The sequence below is a fragment of the Pseudoalteromonas sp. MM17-2 genome, from assembly GCF_022347945.1.
In the GTDB taxonomy this organism is placed as follows: domain Bacteria; phylum Pseudomonadota; class Gammaproteobacteria; order Enterobacterales; family Alteromonadaceae; genus Pseudoalteromonas; species Pseudoalteromonas ruthenica.
In genome coordinates this window covers 96,464-111,089 of sequence record NZ_JAKRFV010000009.1, presented here as the reverse complement: position 1 = coordinate 111,089, position 14,626 = coordinate 96,464, and the positions used below count along the sequence as shown (strand labels likewise).

Below are 14,626 nucleotides of genomic sequence, written 5' to 3'. Positions count from 1 at the left end.
AAGCGAGTATAGTAACGATATGTCGTTACCTCGCTTGGAATGAGTAATGGACCAATCACTCAAACACTTTCTTCATGATCCTAGACTGCTGCTTGATGCTGCAGGAGAGGGTATTTATGGCTTTGACCGCGATGGTAATGCGGTCTTTATCAATCCGGCAGCAGAGCGTATGACTGGCTGGCAAGCCAGCGAGCTCCTAGGTCAGCAGATCCACCGTTTTCACCACCATAGCCATGCTGATGGCAGTGATTACCCAGCCTGTGAGTGTCCAATCTATCGCACTGTGGTCGACGGCCAACCACGGACGATTAGCAACGAGGTGTTTTGGCGTAAAGATGGCAGTCAATTTCCAGTGGAATATACCTCCACACCTATTTATAAAGATCAACAGCTTATTGGTGCTGTGGCGATATTTCGTGACGTATCTCAGCAGCGCAGCACTGAGCAGGCGTTGCGCGAAGCACTCTCACGAGTAAATGAGCTTAGCGAACAGTTGCAGGCAGAAAATCGCTACTTACTAGAAGAGATCAATGCGCAGTGGCAAGACAGCGATTTAGTGGGTCAATCGGTAATTTTTCAACAAATGATGCAACAGATTGAGCTGGTGGCTAAAACTGACAGTACGGTACTGATCCTCGGTGAAAATGGCACCGGTAAAGAGCTGATTGCGCGACAGCTACACAATCGCTCCCAGCGTTGCAACGCACCCTTGGTTAAGGTGAACTGTGCGGCTTTTAGTGCGAGCTTAATTGAGTCCGAGTTATTTGGTCATGAGAAAGGCGCGTTTACCGGCGCTCAGCAGCGGCGCAAAGGGCGCTTTGAATTGGCGCACAAAGGCACGTTATTCTTAGATGAGGTCGCAGAGCTGCCGTTAGAGGCACAAAGTAAGCTGTTGCGAGTATTACAAGAACAAGAGTTCGAACGGGTCGGTGGGCAGCAAACACTGAAAGTAGATATTCGCCTTATCGCCGCCACTAACCGCGATTTATGGGCCATGGTTGAACATGGCAGCTTCCGCATGGACTTGTATTACCGCCTCAATGTCTTTCCGCTACGGGTGCCAGCGCTGCGCGAACGCATTGAAGATTTAGAGTTATTGGTGGCGCAGTTACTCAGTAAGCTGTCACAGAAGCTGGCCAAGCAATTCACTGGTATCAGTGCGCGCGGTCTTAACCGTCTTAAGTCCTATCACTGGCCGGGCAATGTGCGTGAGCTGCAGAACATTCTCGAACGAGCCGCTATTCTCACGCAAGGCCCTGTTGTGCATATCGATGACATGCAATTATCGGAGGCGGCGCGCGGAGAGGGCACAGAGATAAGAACCCTTGATAGTGAGCAAAAGCGTTATATTGAATATGTGTTATCTATGTGCGGTGGACGTATCAATGGACAGGGCGGAGCCGCGCAACGGCTCGGTTTGGCACCGAGTACACTGCGCTCAAAAATGCAAAAATTGGGCGTCAACCGCGAGTAAAAAATAGGCAGGGGTGTCGATATATCGTCAAAGGTGTCGATATATCGTTATTATGCGTCCAGGCTTTTTTTTAACTAACTGAAATCTATAGATTTTAATACTTATTGTTATGGCACAAGACTTGCGAATACCCGCTTGTTCTCAAGCAATGACAAGCAAGTATTATGAAGTTCGATATTAAAGAAGAAGATCTCATCATTAAGCCCTATAAGCAGTCTGGGCCTATTTATGTTCGTGAACAAAAAGGCCGTTACCAGCGCATTCGTAGGGTTATGAGTTGGGCATTGATGATTGCCTTTATTGCCCTTCCTTGGATTTCTTACCAAGGCCAGCAGGCGGTGTTGCTGGATGTGGCGCAACAACAATTCCGGATATTCTCTATTACGTTCTTTCCCCAAGATTTTATGATCCTAGCTTGGGTATTTATGGCTGGTGCCTTCGCCTTATTTTTTGTGACTAATTGGCTGGGGCGCGTATGGTGCGGCTATATGTGTCCACAAACGGTGTGGATGTTACTGTTTACCTGGGTCGAGCACCGCATTGAGGGAAGCCGTAATCAGCGTATAAAGCTCGATAAACAGCCTTGGGGCTTTAGCAAATTGATGAAAAAAGCAGCCAAACATGCAGCTTGGCTTGGCATTGCATTTTTCACCGCAACCACTTTTATGAGCTACTTTATTCCCGCCAAGGAGCTTTATTCACAGATGTTAGCCTTCACTTGGGGTGGGTTAACCAGCTTTTGGGTGTTTTTATTTGCTTTGTGCACCTATGGTAATGCCGGTTGGCTGCGCGAGAAAATGTGTATTTATATGTGCCCTTATTCGCGTTTCCAATCAGTGATGTTCGATAAAGACACCCTGATCGTCAGTTACGACAGTGAACGCGGTGAAACCCGAGGACCGCGCAAACGTAAAGCTGCACGTGAAGAGCTCGCACTGGGGGATTGTGTTGATTGTAAGCTGTGCGTCGAGGTGTGCCCGGCTGGTATCGATATTCGCAATGGTCTTCAATATGAGTGTATTAACTGTGGTTTATGTATTGATGCCTGCGATCAAACCATGGATAAATTTAACTATCCTCGGGGTCTTATCAGTTACACCAGTGAGCGCCAACAGGAGGAAGGTAAAACCTCTATACTGCGGCTGAAGCTATTGGGCTATGCAGCGATGACGGTGCTGGTATTTGTGGTTATGGCGTGGTGGTTGAGCAGTCGCACACCATTGGAGGTGTACGTTAGTCGTGATAGGGGCGAGTTGTCGCGTACAGATTATCGAGGCTGGGTTGAGAATCCCTACCGTATCTCGGTGGTCAATAAAACCCAACAGCAGCAAGCGTATCAAATCAGTATTGCTGGCTTAGAAGGGGCGAAGCTGGCGGTGCATGGCGGCCTTTCTTTAGCTCCGGGAGAGCAAAAAGAGATCCCCGTGACAGTCAGTATTGATGGCTACGCACTGGCCAAAAAAGTGAGCACTTTGACGTTTGTTGTTGAGCAAGCGAGCGATCCGAGTACGCAGCAGCGCAAAGAAACACGCTTTTACAAATAAGCAGTGTGAGCTACCACGCTTATAAAGGTAAAGAGACAAAAAAGGGTCACTGGATGTGACCCTTTTTTACGCCAAGTGCCAAATTACAATGCGGCAACAAAGGCAATGGCGCTATTGGCCGCCGCCACTTGGGCGTCGATGCAGTTTTGCTCAGTTGCCTGCGGGCTATCTGGGTACACCTCGGTAGTGGTGACGTAGGGCGCTGGCGTTAAGCCCATGCACAAACCTAATTTACGTCCAGCGTATTCAATGACACCAGGTTGCACCAAATCAGCGCCGATAAGCTGGTTATTCTCATCGGCAGGGGCGATGTGTGTGACTTTCGCCACGGCATCGATAATGGCGCGCTGAAAGGACGCTTGCGGACGCTCGCTGTCGGCGACAAGGTAAAAGCCATCAGGGATATTCCAATTGTGATTTACGACTCCTTCGCGTGCGGCAAGTGCTGGACGGAACTCGGAATTATCGCTGTCAGTGGTTTCGTGCAAATCAATATGCAGCAGAATGTCGCTACTAAAAGGAGCGATAAAGTCTAATAACAACTGCGCTTCAGGCACCACGGAGCCCTCAAAGAATGACCGGTTCGGATCATTGGCATCCGGATTCCAGCGATTAATCGTCTCGTAACCCCAAGGGCTGATGCAGGGCACTACGAGAATATTGAAGTTAGCGCTTTGCGCGTGCTCAACCTGCTTGGCAAAGGCGAGAGCGCCGTGAATACCACTGCTTTCATAGCCATGCACGCCACCGGTCACTAAGGCGATAGGGCGGCCTTTTTGCCACTGCTTATGCTTTAGTGCGAACAAGGGGTAACTTTGCTCATAGGGTAACTGCCCATACTCAATGATATCCCAGTTGTCGGCTAGTGCCTTAACTTTCGTTACCACTTCATCGGCGTAGCTGCGCTGCACAGTTTGCTGTGCTTGCCATTGTTGACGGTGTTCGCTCGACCATGGTTGCCCAGCGATACCAATTGGATATGTGTGTTGCTCGCTCATAACCCTTCCTTAAACTCTATGGTGATGAGCGCAGCTTAGAGAGGTGTACATGAAAGTCAACTCTGGCGAGCTGACTTGCACATTCATGTTAACTGCCCAGCCCCAAGGGATTAAGCTGCTGTTTTACATATCGCAGCGCTTCATCATAACAGCTGAAGATGATATCGCGGGTGTTGCCTTCTAAATGCAACGATTGACGTACCTTGTCTAGTTGGCTAATGGCAATCGCCGAGTCAATGACAAAGGCCGAAGCTTGACACCCATGAGCACGCATGTGCTTAGCCAGTGCAATCATCTTTTGCTGCGCATCTGGGGTTGCAGCGCTTAAACGCTGAGAGTTGCTAATGTAACCCCAATGGGTCAACGCGCTGTCGTTGATGATTGATTGCAATTGCGATGCGAATGATTCGAGCATGCGGCTGTTAATCGCGCCGACAAAAGACGCCGTGACGATTTGTTCTTGTAAGCTGAGCTGATACGAACCATTTGTACCGTTGTAGTTAAACATTCACACTCCTTTTTGAAGAGGCGAGATTTTAATCAATCTACTAGTGATGTAAAGAGGAAAAACGACTATTTTGTCTAAAATTAATACGATTTCTTTGTGATTTACTCAGGGTTAACATTCACACTTGCGCTATCCCTTATAAATGCTGATAATTTCAGAAAATACAGAAAATAAGGCAGCGCGCATGGAATTGACTGAAAAGATGCAAGCATTCGTCATGCATTGCGGAGAGATGGGAAGCCGCTGGGGGTTTAATCGCACAATAGGGCAAATGTACGCGCTATTGTTACTCAGTGAACAGCCACTCAGTGCGAATGAACTTTCGCAGACGCTTCATATTTCCCGTGGTAACGTCAGTATGGGCATTAAAGAGCTCAATTCGTGGCAGTTGATCGCCACCAAACATAAGCCAGGGGATCGTAAAGAGTACTATCAACCAGCAGGGACGATTTGGCAAATGGCTAATCGCGTATTTGAGCAGCGCCAAAAACGTGAAATTGACCCAACCTTAAGCCTTTTGCGCGATAACCTTCTTGATGAACCTAATAACCAGGCAGAGCAATACGCCCAGCAGCGTATGCTGGAAATTCATGATTTGTTGGAAATGATCACCCAGTGGGCGGGAGAGCTGCAACGGTTAAGCCCTGAAAAACTCTCAACGTTGATGAAACTGGGAGCGGGGGTTACCAAAATGCTTGATATGCGTGACAAGTTCACTGGTAAATCAACTCCTGAAAGTTAGCTTGATTGAGTCAGCAGAGGGCAAGGCCGACGTACAGGATGATTGTTCAAAATTACTCAACGATATAATTAAATGTCGCTATATAACGAAAAAGTTGAGCAAAAAAGCCAGTTTTGAGTTAATAATAAGTTAACAGGCATGCAACCAGCCAGATAGCCAACCTGAATACTCAGGTTGGTTTTCTTTTTTATAGGGCTTTTAAACGCGAAACTGTCTCGCTTCGCTGGACAATAGACAGCTAGAGCGCTAATTTAACTTCGATTCTAACAACAAAATACGAAAAAATTATGCTTAAAAAATCTCTCGCAGTTGCGGTATGCATTGCCCTAACAGGATGCAGCGAAAAGCCTGCTTCACAACAGCAAAATGAACAACTAGAACAGCCTGAAAAACAGGTCGCCCAGATAAACTACCCGGATACTCGCAAAGGTGACGTAGTCGATAGTTATTTTGGCGAGCAAGTTGCTGACCCCTATCGTTGGTTAGAAGACGATATGAGCGAAGAGACCGCTAAATGGGTTGAGGCACAAAACCAAGTCACTTTTGACTACCTCGAGCAAATTCCTTACCGAGACGAGCTAAAAGAGCGTCTTAAGACGCTAATGGATTACGAAAAAGTCAGCGCCCCCTTTAAAGAAGGTGACTACACCTATTTTTACAAAAATGACGGCTTGCAAAACCAATATGTACTTTATCGTCAAAAAGGAGAGGGTGAGGCAGAAATTTTCTTAGACCCTAACACTTTTAGTGAAGATGGTACGACGTCGCTTGCTGGCATTAGCTTTAGTGAGGATGGCTCTTTAGCAGCGTATCAAATCTCAGAGGGCGGCAGTGATTGGCGTAAAGTGATTGTGCTTGATACCGAGAGCAAAAAGCAGCTTGGTGAAACCTTAGTGGATGTTAAGTTCAGCGGTATTTCTTGGTTAGGCAACGACGGCTTTTATTATTCAAGCTATGACAAGCCAGAGGGCAGTGAACTGTCAGCAAAAACAGACCAGCATAAACTGTATTACCACAAGCTAGGTACGGCGCAAAAAGACGATCAACTCATCTTTGGTGGCACTGAGGCGCAAAAACATCGCTATGTTGGCGCAGCGGTGACCTCGGATGAGCGTTTCTTGGTTATTTCCGCAGCGGTATCAACATCAGGCAACAAGCTCTTTATCAAAGATTTGACAGATGAAAACAGTGAACTGGTCACGGTGATTGATGATATTACCTATGACACCAGTGTCATTGACAACGAAGGTGACACACTGTTTTTAGTAACCAACAAAGATGCGCCGAACAAGCGTGTGGTTACGGTGGATGCGAAGGACCCAGCTCCTGAAAATTGGCAAGACCTGATCCCTGAAACAGACAATGTGCTAAATCTATCAAAGGGCGGCGGTTATTTCTTTGCTCGCTATATGGTCGATGCCATTTCACAAGTTAAACAGTTTGATAAAAGCGGTAAGCTAGTGCGAGAAATCGCGTTACCGGGTGTCGGCACGGCTTCTGGCTTTGGCGGTAAACAAGAGCAACAGACCTTGTATTACACCTTCACTAACTATAAGACTCCGGGCACTATTTTTAGCTTTGACGTACAAAGCGGAGAATCTCAGGTTTATAGAGAGTCAGGTGCTAAATTTGACCCCTCACAGTACGAGTCTAAACAGGTATTCTACACCTCTAAAGACGGCACGAAAGTACCCATGATCATCACCTATAAAAAAGGCACTAAGCTCAACGGTGAGGCGCCTACTATTTTATACGGGTATGGTGGCTTTAATATTAGCTTGACGCCGCGCTTTAGCGCCACAACGGCTGCATGGCTTGAGCAGGGCGGAGTATACGCGGTAGCTAATTTACGCGGTGGCGGCGAATACGGTAAAAAATGGCATAAAGCGGGCACCCAGTTAGAAAAACAAAATGTGTTTGATGACTTTATTGCTGCCGCAGAGTTCCTTATTGATAACGACTACACTTCCAGTGAGCGCCTTGCTGTACGTGGCGGTTCAAATGGTGGCTTGCTAGTGGGGGCGGTAATGACCCAGCGCCCTGATTTATTCAAAGTAGCACTGCCAGCGGTCGGTGTTCTTGATATGCTGCGCTACCATACTTTCACCGCAGGTGCGGGATGGGCGTACGACTATGGTACGGCGCAAGATAGCAAAGAAATGTTTAATTACCTAAAAGGGTACTCACCGGTTCACAATGTAAAACCAGGTGTGCACTATCCTGCAACTTTAATTACCACAGGCGATCACGATGATCGTGTGGTTCCAGCGCACTCATACAAGTTCGCAGCAGAGCTTCAAGATAAGCACCAAGGTGAGAATCCAGTGATGATCCGCATTGAAACCAATGCCGGGCATGGTGCTGGCACACCAACCAGTAAAACCATTGAGCAATACGCTGATATTTATGGCTTTACTCTCTACAACATGGGTATTAAAAAGCTTTAATAATTTATCGCGTTATATACGTATCGAAGCCGAGCTTAGCGCTCGGCTTTTTTGGAGCACTAGAGCATGTCATTAATGGATTTTCACTCGTCTCGATTGCAACATCAGCCATTGCGAGCAGCACATTGGCCAGTATTTTATGCCCTACATCAACATCCCGAGGTGATGCGCTATGTGGCGGATATAGGGGAAATTGATGAGGTGCAAGAACGCTTTCAACAACGTTTAAACCCTACGAGTGCGCAGCCTTGTTGGTATACGTGGGCCATTGCAAAGCGAAGCGGTGAGCTTATCGGGGTCACGGGGTTTTATCGTCACGGTGAGCACCTAGCAGAGTTGGGATTTATGCTCCTACCACAATACCAAGGGCAAGGGTTGGGGAGTGAGTCCCTGCATGCGTTGCTTGAGCATGGGCACAGTCAATTTAGTCTGCGCGAATATACAGCCACAGTTACTGCCGGCAATGAGGCGTCACGAGCGCTTTTATTAAAGCAGGGTTTCACTCAGCACTGCCAAGGCTATAACGGCTATTATATCAATGGCGAAGAAGTGGAGGATTGGCTATTTAAGCGCACTTTCAGCGATGGTGAATAAAGTTTTGTGCATTTACGCACACTTAGCATTGCGCCAGCGCCATGTTTTTTTCGCAACGGCTGATTTAAGCTATTAGCAGTTATTAAGGAGAATGAGCGATGTTAAAAAATACTCAATATGGCTATGGATGGATAGCTATATTTCTGCACTGGTTAGTGGCTATAGCTGTGTTTGGGCTGTTTGGATTGGGCTTGTACATGGTTGATTTGAGTTACTACGACAGCTGGTACAAAGGCTCATTGGATTTGCATAAAAGCATCGGTATTACGCTAGCACTGGTGTTTGTACTGCGCTTAGTGTGGCGTATTACTCAGGTGACTCCGCGCGCGGCTGATCCGACCTTGGTATGGCAAAACCGCCTAGCACACATCGCCCATGGGCTACTCTATGTGTTGCTAGCTGTATTACTGATGACCGGGTATTTAATCTCAACTGCAGATGGGCGCGGTATCGAGGTGTTCTCATTATTCACAGTCCCTTCAATGGGCGAATTCATTGATAACCAAGAGGATATCGCTGGATTAATCCATGAGTATGTGGCTTGGAGCTTAATTATTTTTGCTGCGTTACACGCCCTAGCGGCATTAAAACATCACTTTATTAATCGAGATCGCACTTTGACGCGTATGCTCAAAGCGACAAAAGGAGATAATCATGAATAAATCACTTACTAAACTTGCGCTTGGCGCCGCTTTACTCACATCCAGTTCAGCCGCACTTGCTGCTGATTATGTTATCGATACCAAAGGGGCGCATGCCTTTGTTAACTTTAAAATTCAGCACTTAGGTTATAGTTGGCTATATGGCCGCTTTAATACTTTCTCAGGCGACTTCAGCTATGACGCTGATAAACCTAACGAGTCAAAGATCAATGTGGTGATAGACACCAGCAGTATTGATTCTAACCATGCTGAGCGTGATAAGCACTTGCGTGGTGACGATTTCTTAAATGTTGGTGAGCACCCTAAAGCGACCTTCAAAAGTACCGATATCAGCTTTAGCGATGATACTAATGGTAAAGTAACGGGCGAATTTACCCTCAATGGTGTAACCAAAACCATTAGCTTCGATATAGAAAAAATTGGCGAAGGGGATGATCCATGGGGTGGCTACCGCGTCGGCTTTTTAGGGCACACCCAGCTAGCGCTTAAAGATTACAATATTGATTATAACCTCGGACCAGCATCGACTCATGTTGACATCGAGCTATCGATAGAAGGTGTACGTAAGTAATATTTTCGACTTACTGTGCTTTTAGCCGCGTTTGCAACTGTTGTTGTAAGCGTGGCTTCAATTGTGGTGGCAGCCAGCGCATCATTACTTGCTGGAAGCTATCGGTTGTTGTTATTTTTTCTAACGCGGTGTCGATAATATCAATATGTTCAGATCCCAAGGCGGTATTGCTGCACCCCACGTAGCCGTGACTAATGGGCGCGACCTCGGCGATAGGAAAAATAGCCATTTGCTCTTTCACTCCCATTTTTGATGCCAAGTAATAATGCTCGCTCGGGTAACCAACGAGCATATCGAGCCGTTCTTTGATCAACATATAAGTCAGGCTGGCGAGTACGTCTTTGCCCGGACGAGTGACTAGGCTACCGCGTGGACTGTGGTTGATGATGTGGTCAAGCTCTTTGCCATAAGAGCGGTTCATCGGTAACCCTAACCGCAGGCCTTGTTCAGCGAGCAATTGGCTCAGCGATACCGGCTCACCTTCTACCAACCCTAACGTATTAGCAAGCTCCTTACGCATCACCAATGCAGGAGAAAGTCCCACGGTTGAAGCGTTATTAGTAAACAGCAGCTTGTCCAGGCGACGCTGGGTTTTGTACAAGGATAAGATGCAGTAGGTATTTTGCGGGTTGCTGAGCTCATGGATAGCACGACTGCCTGGGATATGCACATAGTCGAACCGGTAATTAGGCAGTTGTTGCTGCAACAGGGCGATGGTTTGCTCATCTCGCCCTTCACCTTGATGTGTGTCACTCATAATATAATAGGGGGCAAAGTCAAACACCAGCCAGCGTATCGTTTGGCGCTCATTTGCATATGCTGTGAGCGAGTGCACGAAGCCTAAGAGCAATATAAGTGGATACCGACGCAACATAAAGCTTACTGCATTTATTAATACCTTGTTCATTGAGTGTAGCAGCTTTGTTTATGTTTCAGAATCAAGAACATAAATAAATATAAACTTTATCAAGCTTGCTTTATAATCGTCGTTTGCCTAGCAGGGGGGGCGATGATGGCTAAATTACTGTTACTATCCGATATTTTTTCTAAAACGCAGGCGACGCAAGCGCTCGCCAAGAGCCTCGATGCGACATTACTATGTGCCAATGACACAGCGTTGCCAACTACACAGCAACATCAAGCCTATCAGCAGTTCATTGCAAAAGGTGGCCATGATGAGTATTTGCACCGTGTTATGCAGACCCTTGAGCGTTTTAGGCAGGTTGACGTCATTGGTTTTAGTGCGGGGGCAAGTGCCGCATGGCGCGCGATAAGTCAAACTCGAAATGTCTCTCGTGCCCTGTTATTTTACCCAACGCAAATAAGGCACCATGTCGATTTAGTGCCAAGCTGTAACACGGACATTATTTTTGCTCGTCATGAAAGCGCATTTGACGTAAAACAGCTGATGGCGACACTGTCACACCCGCGTATCCATTGCCATCGCAGTGCCTATGAGCATGGCTTTATGAATCCACTTGCATCGAGCTCCAGCGCTCAGGCACGTGATTACGGCAACGCCCTTATTGCCCAGTGGCGGCGCCGAGGTTGACCTCGCTGATGGTTAAGCGCGCTATGTGGGCATGTTTGATAGTAGGAAAGTCATGACGCAGTCGATAGCGACTATACAAATTTGAGAACACTGGTGTCTTTGCGATGCCATCAAGGGCACTGATAAATTCTTTGGCACTGCTGCGTGGGCGAAAGCAACAGTGATTATAACGTGCAATGACATCGCTTAGCCTCAGCTTTTGGCGTGCGAGTTCATTCTCTACTTCAATAAAATAGGCAACGCCAGACCAATAAACACGTTGATAGGCTTGGCGTTGCCACATGGTAGCACTGACTTCACTAAGCGGCCCTTGCTTGATGCGTGTGTTAGCTTCACCGCGTGCTAATCCTGCTTGTAGACGGTGTTCGAATTGCCCGCGATTGTATATGCCTGCATGGAGCATGGTGTAGTTTTGCATCAAAGTGGCAAACCCTTCGCTTAACCACCTATCTTTGGCGGGGAGATAGGGCATGTATAAATGCGCCAACTCATGATAAATAGTCCAGTCTTTGCGTATACGCTTTATATCGGCAAAACGTCCAATTTCGAGCACCACTTGCACCGGTGGCCCGCGTTTTATCTCCCCCCAAGGCACAGCTTCAGTGGTAAACACAGGTTGACTAATGCTCACGTCAACATGCTTATAATTAAGGGCTCCAAGCTGTTTGTAGGTATTGTCTACTGCGGTATTTACCCACGCTTGTAGCTGTTGTTGGCGCTCATCACTTGCGTAGCTTTCGAAGTTCAATTGCCAGTGCGTGTTTGCACTAGTGCAGGGAGTTAGAAAGGCCAAGACTATGATGGCAACATAAATGCGCATATTGATCCTATGAATGCTAAACAAAGTCACGGTTGATTAGCGAATTGTACTACTGATTGTTATAACAAGATCTCTGTAAGCTGAACTTTATTACAATCATTATGATGCATAATTTCGAGGTGGGCTATATTGATGGCGATGGTATCGGCCCGGAGATAATGCCGTATGTACGCGCCGTGATTGATCAGGTGGTTGCGCTTACCTACCATGGTCAGTACGGCATTGACTGGCATGCTTTATTGCTCGGTGAGCAAGCAGCTAGAGAAGGCGATGGCGAGTGGTTTCCGCAGGCCACAATTACGCAGCTAAGAGCGCTCAAAGTAGCCTTAAAAGGGCCGATGAGCAGTGCCATTGGCGGTGGGTTTCGCTCCTTGAACATTGCTTTACGTGAAGAGCTCGATTTATTTTGCAATATGCGTGTGATTAAAGCACTCGATGGTTTGCCAAGCCCTCTGAAAAACAGTGGCGCTATTGATATGGTGGTCTTTCGTGAGTGCAGTGAGGATAGCTTTGCAAGTATTGAATTGGCCGCTCAAAGCAGTGATGCGTCGCGTTTAATCGAGGTATTGGAGCAGGAGTTAGGTTATTACAAGCTTCGCTTTGCTGATAACTGCGCCTTAGCGATCAAGAACTGCTCGCAAGCCGCGACCGAGCGACTAGTCGCGCAAGCACTCAACTATGCCTTAGCGCATCATCGCACAAAGCTCACTATTGTACATAAAAGTAATGCTTGGCAGCTTACTGAAGGGCAATTCCAACGTTGGGCGCTGGCCTACCTGCAGCAGCATCATGAGGTTACATTAAGCACCTGCAAGCAGTATTATCAGCTACGTAGCAACACTGGCCAAAGTATTGAAGTCGAGTTCATGATGCTCGATCGGGTAATGCAACGTTTACCGCAGTACGCATCAGAGTTTGACGTGTTGGTGTGTAATAATCTCGCAGGGGATTTGATTGCTGATTTAGGAGCGGCGCTGGTCGGGGGCGTAGGCATTATTCCCAGCATTAATTGTAATAACGAGATGGCTATCTTTGAGCCCAGTCATGGTCCATTTCGACGAATCGCAGGCCAGGGTGTTGCCAACCCTTGTGCAACGCTATGGGCGGGTGTGTTATTGCTACAACACTTAGGCCTGGAGCAAGCAAGTACGCGGTTATTTCACGCGCTTAAGCATGTCATCAGCCACTACCCGCAGTTGTTTCAACTCGACACCCGTACTCATAAACTGCCACAGGTGTCCACAGACGCGGTGATCACGGCGATTGAGCAATATCTAAGCCGCAATCGCGCCGCGCAGTAACTGTCGTGCCCGTAAGCGAACCGTATCGGTATTGCCTAATTTCGGTGCCAGCCCTAACTCATCAAGCATGACAAATAAAATGCTTACGGGGACCGGACAATTGTCTTCATCGAGAATATCTGCAGCACGTGAGTCGACTAGGGCAGCGTTAGGATAGTGCTCGCGCAGAGCATCCAATGTTAAAGTATTATCGCCACAGGCACGACAATGGCCGCCAAACTCGTCATTCAGTTGTGCCAGTGCTTGGTAAAATTCTTCAATATGGATGGCATTGCCGCAAGCATCTAACTGAGCACGAATAAAGGTATCAAGATCAGCATTAATGTGGATGCAGTCATAGTGGGTGTAGTGTCGTTGTTGCATAGTTGCCTCCGTTATGGCTCATTTTGTCAGCGTCACTATAACTGTATGGGTGAAAGTGCTATTTATGAAATGGGTGGTATCCATTATTAGTATTGATGAAATCAATGTGCAAACTGCAGCAGTTGTTGGCGGAGCCAAACATGGGCATTGTTATGATGGACAAGCGGGCTCCAAAGCATGGATACACTGATGGGCACGATGGGAAAGGGCACCGGGCAAATAGCGAGTTTTTGGCTGCTCGTCGCGACCAGATGTTCAGCTAAGCGTTTCGGTAGCGTAGCAATAAGCTGGGAATGTTCGCACAGGCTCGGTATTAAACTATGTTGACGTGCATACACACGGATATTCCGGCGCTCACCCAGTTGCATGAGCGCCTGATCAACCCAGCCAAGCTTTTGTGGCTCACGATTTTTGACCAAGGGTTCAGGCCCAAAGCCACTGCGGTTAAGCCAAATATGTGGTGCTGATAAGTAGCTCTCCAAACAGGTATCCTGTTGTATTGGGTGTGATTGATCGCTCAGGCAACAGTAATTGTCGCGCCACAAGGTTTTTTGATGGAATGAAGACGGTAGACGCATGAAACGGTCTATAGCGATGTCTACCTGACCTTGCTCTAGTTCACTGAGAGTGACATCACTGGGATTAACTAAGTCTATGTGGATGTCTGCATAATGACAACAGAGCTCTTTGATCAGGGGCACCAACATCGAGCTGACAAGAAATTCATTGGCCATTACTCGGAATGTGTGGCTACTTGTCTTGGCATCAAAAGGCTGCTGTTGTGACGTGATCCCTTGTGCGAGAGCGATGAACTGTTCGAGTTCGGGTTTGAGTGCCAATGCTTTTTGCGTGCAAAGCATGGTGCTGCCGCTGCGCACAAGAAGTGGATCAGCAAATAAGTCACGCAACCGCTTGAGCGCGTTACTCATCGCACTTTGGGTAAGAGCGAGGCGGTTTGCAGCCGCAGACACACTACATTCCTCTATCAACACGTTCAAATAGACCAACAAGTTTAAATCAATTTGTCTTAGGTTCATGCTCAGGTCGCAC

The 14,626-nt window shown here is 47.3% G+C and carries 15 protein-coding genes; 9 read left to right on the top strand and 6 right to left on the bottom strand.

What is annotated here, in order from left to right; all coding sequences use genetic code 11:
• Positions 1-46: 46 nt before the first annotated feature.
• Together MHM93_RS09740 and ccoG are read left to right on the top strand one after the other, a co-directional pair.
• A complete protein-coding gene (locus MHM93_RS09740; protein ID WP_239448990.1) occupies positions 47-1,474 on the top strand; it encodes a sigma 54-interacting transcriptional regulator in 1,428 nt (475 codons plus the stop codon).
• A 164-nt stretch (positions 1,475-1,638) separates the two neighbouring features.
• Positions 1,639-3,018, top strand: a complete 1,380-nt coding sequence (gene ccoG / locus MHM93_RS09735; protein ID WP_239448981.1) for a cytochrome c oxidase accessory protein CcoG — start codon at positions 1,639-1,641, stop codon at positions 3,016-3,018.
• An 83-nt stretch (positions 3,019-3,101) separates the two neighbouring features.
• Here ccoG and MHM93_RS09730 read toward each other — a convergent pair whose 3' ends face one another.
• Positions 3,102-4,016 (bottom strand): M14 family metallocarboxypeptidase, encoded by a 915-nt coding sequence (locus MHM93_RS09730; RefSeq protein WP_239448972.1) that lies wholly within the window; start codon positions 4,014-4,016, stop codon positions 3,102-3,104.
• Positions 4,017-4,104: 88 nt separating this feature from the next.
• Positions 4,105-4,524, bottom strand: a complete 420-nt coding sequence (locus MHM93_RS09725; RefSeq protein WP_239448970.1) for a hypothetical protein — start codon at positions 4,522-4,524, stop codon at positions 4,105-4,107.
• 184 nt (positions 4,525-4,708) lie between these two features.
• Here MHM93_RS09725 and MHM93_RS09720 point away from each other — a divergent pair, with 184 nt between their 5' ends.
• The 5 genes from MHM93_RS09720 (at position 4,709) to MHM93_RS09700 (ending at position 9,540) form a co-directional block, all read left to right on the top strand.
• Entirely contained in the window at positions 4,709-5,266 is a 558-nt protein-coding gene (locus MHM93_RS09720; protein WP_022943615.1) for a MarR family transcriptional regulator, read from the top strand.
• A 287-nt stretch (positions 5,267-5,553) separates the two neighbouring features.
• Positions 5,554-7,713 carry a prolyl oligopeptidase family serine peptidase gene (locus MHM93_RS09715; protein WP_239383868.1) on the top strand — a complete coding sequence of 720 codons (2,160 nt, stop codon included), beginning with the start codon at positions 5,554-5,556 and terminating at the stop codon, positions 7,711-7,713.
• Between the two features lie 66 nt (positions 7,714-7,779).
• Complete coding sequence (locus tag MHM93_RS09710) at positions 7,780-8,307, top strand: GNAT family N-acetyltransferase (protein ID WP_239448968.1); 528 nt, start codon at positions 7,780-7,782, stop codon at positions 8,305-8,307.
• A gap of 98 nt (positions 8,308-8,405) precedes the next feature.
• Positions 8,406-8,969, top strand: coding sequence for a cytochrome b (locus MHM93_RS09705; RefSeq protein ID WP_239448966.1), 564 nt, complete (start codon positions 8,406-8,408; stop codon positions 8,967-8,969).
• The gene (locus MHM93_RS09700; RefSeq protein ID WP_045978641.1) at positions 8,962-9,540 is read left to right on the top strand and encodes a YceI family protein; all 579 of its coding nucleotides are present in this window, start codon (positions 8,962-8,964) and stop codon (positions 9,538-9,540) included. The genes MHM93_RS09705 and MHM93_RS09700 overlap by 8 nt, the downstream gene beginning before the upstream one ends.
• A 10-nt stretch (positions 9,541-9,550) precedes the next feature.
• Here MHM93_RS09700 and MHM93_RS09695 read toward each other — a convergent pair whose 3' ends face one another.
• Positions 9,551-10,447, bottom strand: coding sequence for a TIGR02285 family protein (locus MHM93_RS09695; protein ID WP_239448964.1), 897 nt, complete (start codon positions 10,445-10,447; stop codon positions 9,551-9,553).
• Between the two features lie 105 nt (positions 10,448-10,552).
• Between MHM93_RS09695 and MHM93_RS09690 the strand changes: the two genes are divergently transcribed.
• On the top strand, positions 10,553-11,092 hold the full coding sequence (locus MHM93_RS09690) for a dienelactone hydrolase family protein (RefSeq protein WP_239448962.1): 540 nt from the start codon (positions 10,553-10,555) through the stop codon (positions 11,090-11,092).
• On the opposite strand, the gene MHM93_RS09685 is transcribed toward MHM93_RS09690, so the two are convergent.
• Positions 11,064-11,912 carry a hypothetical protein gene (locus MHM93_RS09685; RefSeq protein WP_239448953.1) on the bottom strand — a complete coding sequence of 283 codons (849 nt, stop codon included), beginning with the start codon at positions 11,910-11,912 and terminating at the stop codon, positions 11,064-11,066. The genes MHM93_RS09690 and MHM93_RS09685 overlap by 29 nt on opposite strands.
• 101 nt (positions 11,913-12,013) lie before the next feature.
• Between MHM93_RS09685 and MHM93_RS09680 the strand changes: the two genes are divergently transcribed.
• The gene (locus tag MHM93_RS09680) at positions 12,014-13,213 is read left to right on the top strand and encodes an isocitrate/isopropylmalate family dehydrogenase (protein ID WP_239448943.1); all 1,200 of its coding nucleotides are present in this window, start codon (positions 12,014-12,016) and stop codon (positions 13,211-13,213) included.
• Here MHM93_RS09680 and MHM93_RS09675 read toward each other — a convergent pair.
• A complete protein-coding gene (locus MHM93_RS09675; RefSeq protein WP_239448941.1) occupies positions 13,187-13,576 on the bottom strand; it encodes a hypothetical protein in 390 nt (129 codons plus the stop codon). The genes MHM93_RS09680 and MHM93_RS09675 overlap by 27 nt on opposite strands.
• A gap of 101 nt (positions 13,577-13,677) precedes the next feature.
• Positions 13,678-14,613, bottom strand: coding sequence for a LysR family transcriptional regulator (locus MHM93_RS09670; RefSeq protein WP_138510187.1), 936 nt, complete (start codon positions 14,611-14,613; stop codon positions 13,678-13,680).
• Positions 14,614-14,626 lie beyond the last annotated feature (13 nt).

Bases quoted from the DNA above. Each gene is read 5' to 3' on its own strand.
- MHM93_RS09740 (WP_239448990.1), top strand. From the start codon at position 47: ATGGACCAATCACTCAAACACTTTCTTCATGATCCTAGACTGCTGCTT.
- ccoG (WP_239448981.1), top strand. From the start codon at position 1,639: ATGAAGTTCGATATTAAAGAAGAAGATCTCATCATTAAGCCCTATAAG.
- MHM93_RS09730 (WP_239448972.1), bottom strand. From the start codon at position 4,016: ATGAGCGAGCAACACACATATCCAATTGGTATCGCTGGGCAACCATGG.
- MHM93_RS09725 (WP_239448970.1), bottom strand. From the start codon at position 4,524: ATGTTTAACTACAACGGTACAAATGGTTCGTATCAGCTCAGCTTACAA.
- MHM93_RS09720 (WP_022943615.1), top strand. From the start codon at position 4,709: ATGGAATTGACTGAAAAGATGCAAGCATTCGTCATGCATTGCGGAGAG.
- MHM93_RS09715 (WP_239383868.1), top strand. From the start codon at position 5,554: ATGCTTAAAAAATCTCTCGCAGTTGCGGTATGCATTGCCCTAACAGGA.
- MHM93_RS09710 (WP_239448968.1), top strand. From the start codon at position 7,780: ATGTCATTAATGGATTTTCACTCGTCTCGATTGCAACATCAGCCATTG.
- MHM93_RS09705 (WP_239448966.1), top strand. From the start codon at position 8,406: ATGTTAAAAAATACTCAATATGGCTATGGATGGATAGCTATATTTCTG.
- MHM93_RS09700 (WP_045978641.1), top strand. From the start codon at position 8,962: ATGAATAAATCACTTACTAAACTTGCGCTTGGCGCCGCTTTACTCACA.
- MHM93_RS09695 (WP_239448964.1), bottom strand. From the start codon at position 10,447: ATGAACAAGGTATTAATAAATGCAGTAAGCTTTATGTTGCGTCGGTAT.
- MHM93_RS09690 (WP_239448962.1), top strand. From the start codon at position 10,553: ATGGCTAAATTACTGTTACTATCCGATATTTTTTCTAAAACGCAGGCG.
- MHM93_RS09685 (WP_239448953.1), bottom strand. From the start codon at position 11,912: ATGCGCATTTATGTTGCCATCATAGTCTTGGCCTTTCTAACTCCCTGC.
- MHM93_RS09680 (WP_239448943.1), top strand. From the start codon at position 12,014: ATGATGCATAATTTCGAGGTGGGCTATATTGATGGCGATGGTATCGGC.
- MHM93_RS09675 (WP_239448941.1), bottom strand. From the start codon at position 13,576: ATGCAACAACGACACTACACCCACTATGACTGCATCCACATTAATGCT.
- MHM93_RS09670 (WP_138510187.1), bottom strand. From the start codon at position 14,613: ATGAACCTAAGACAAATTGATTTAAACTTGTTGGTCTATTTGAACGTG.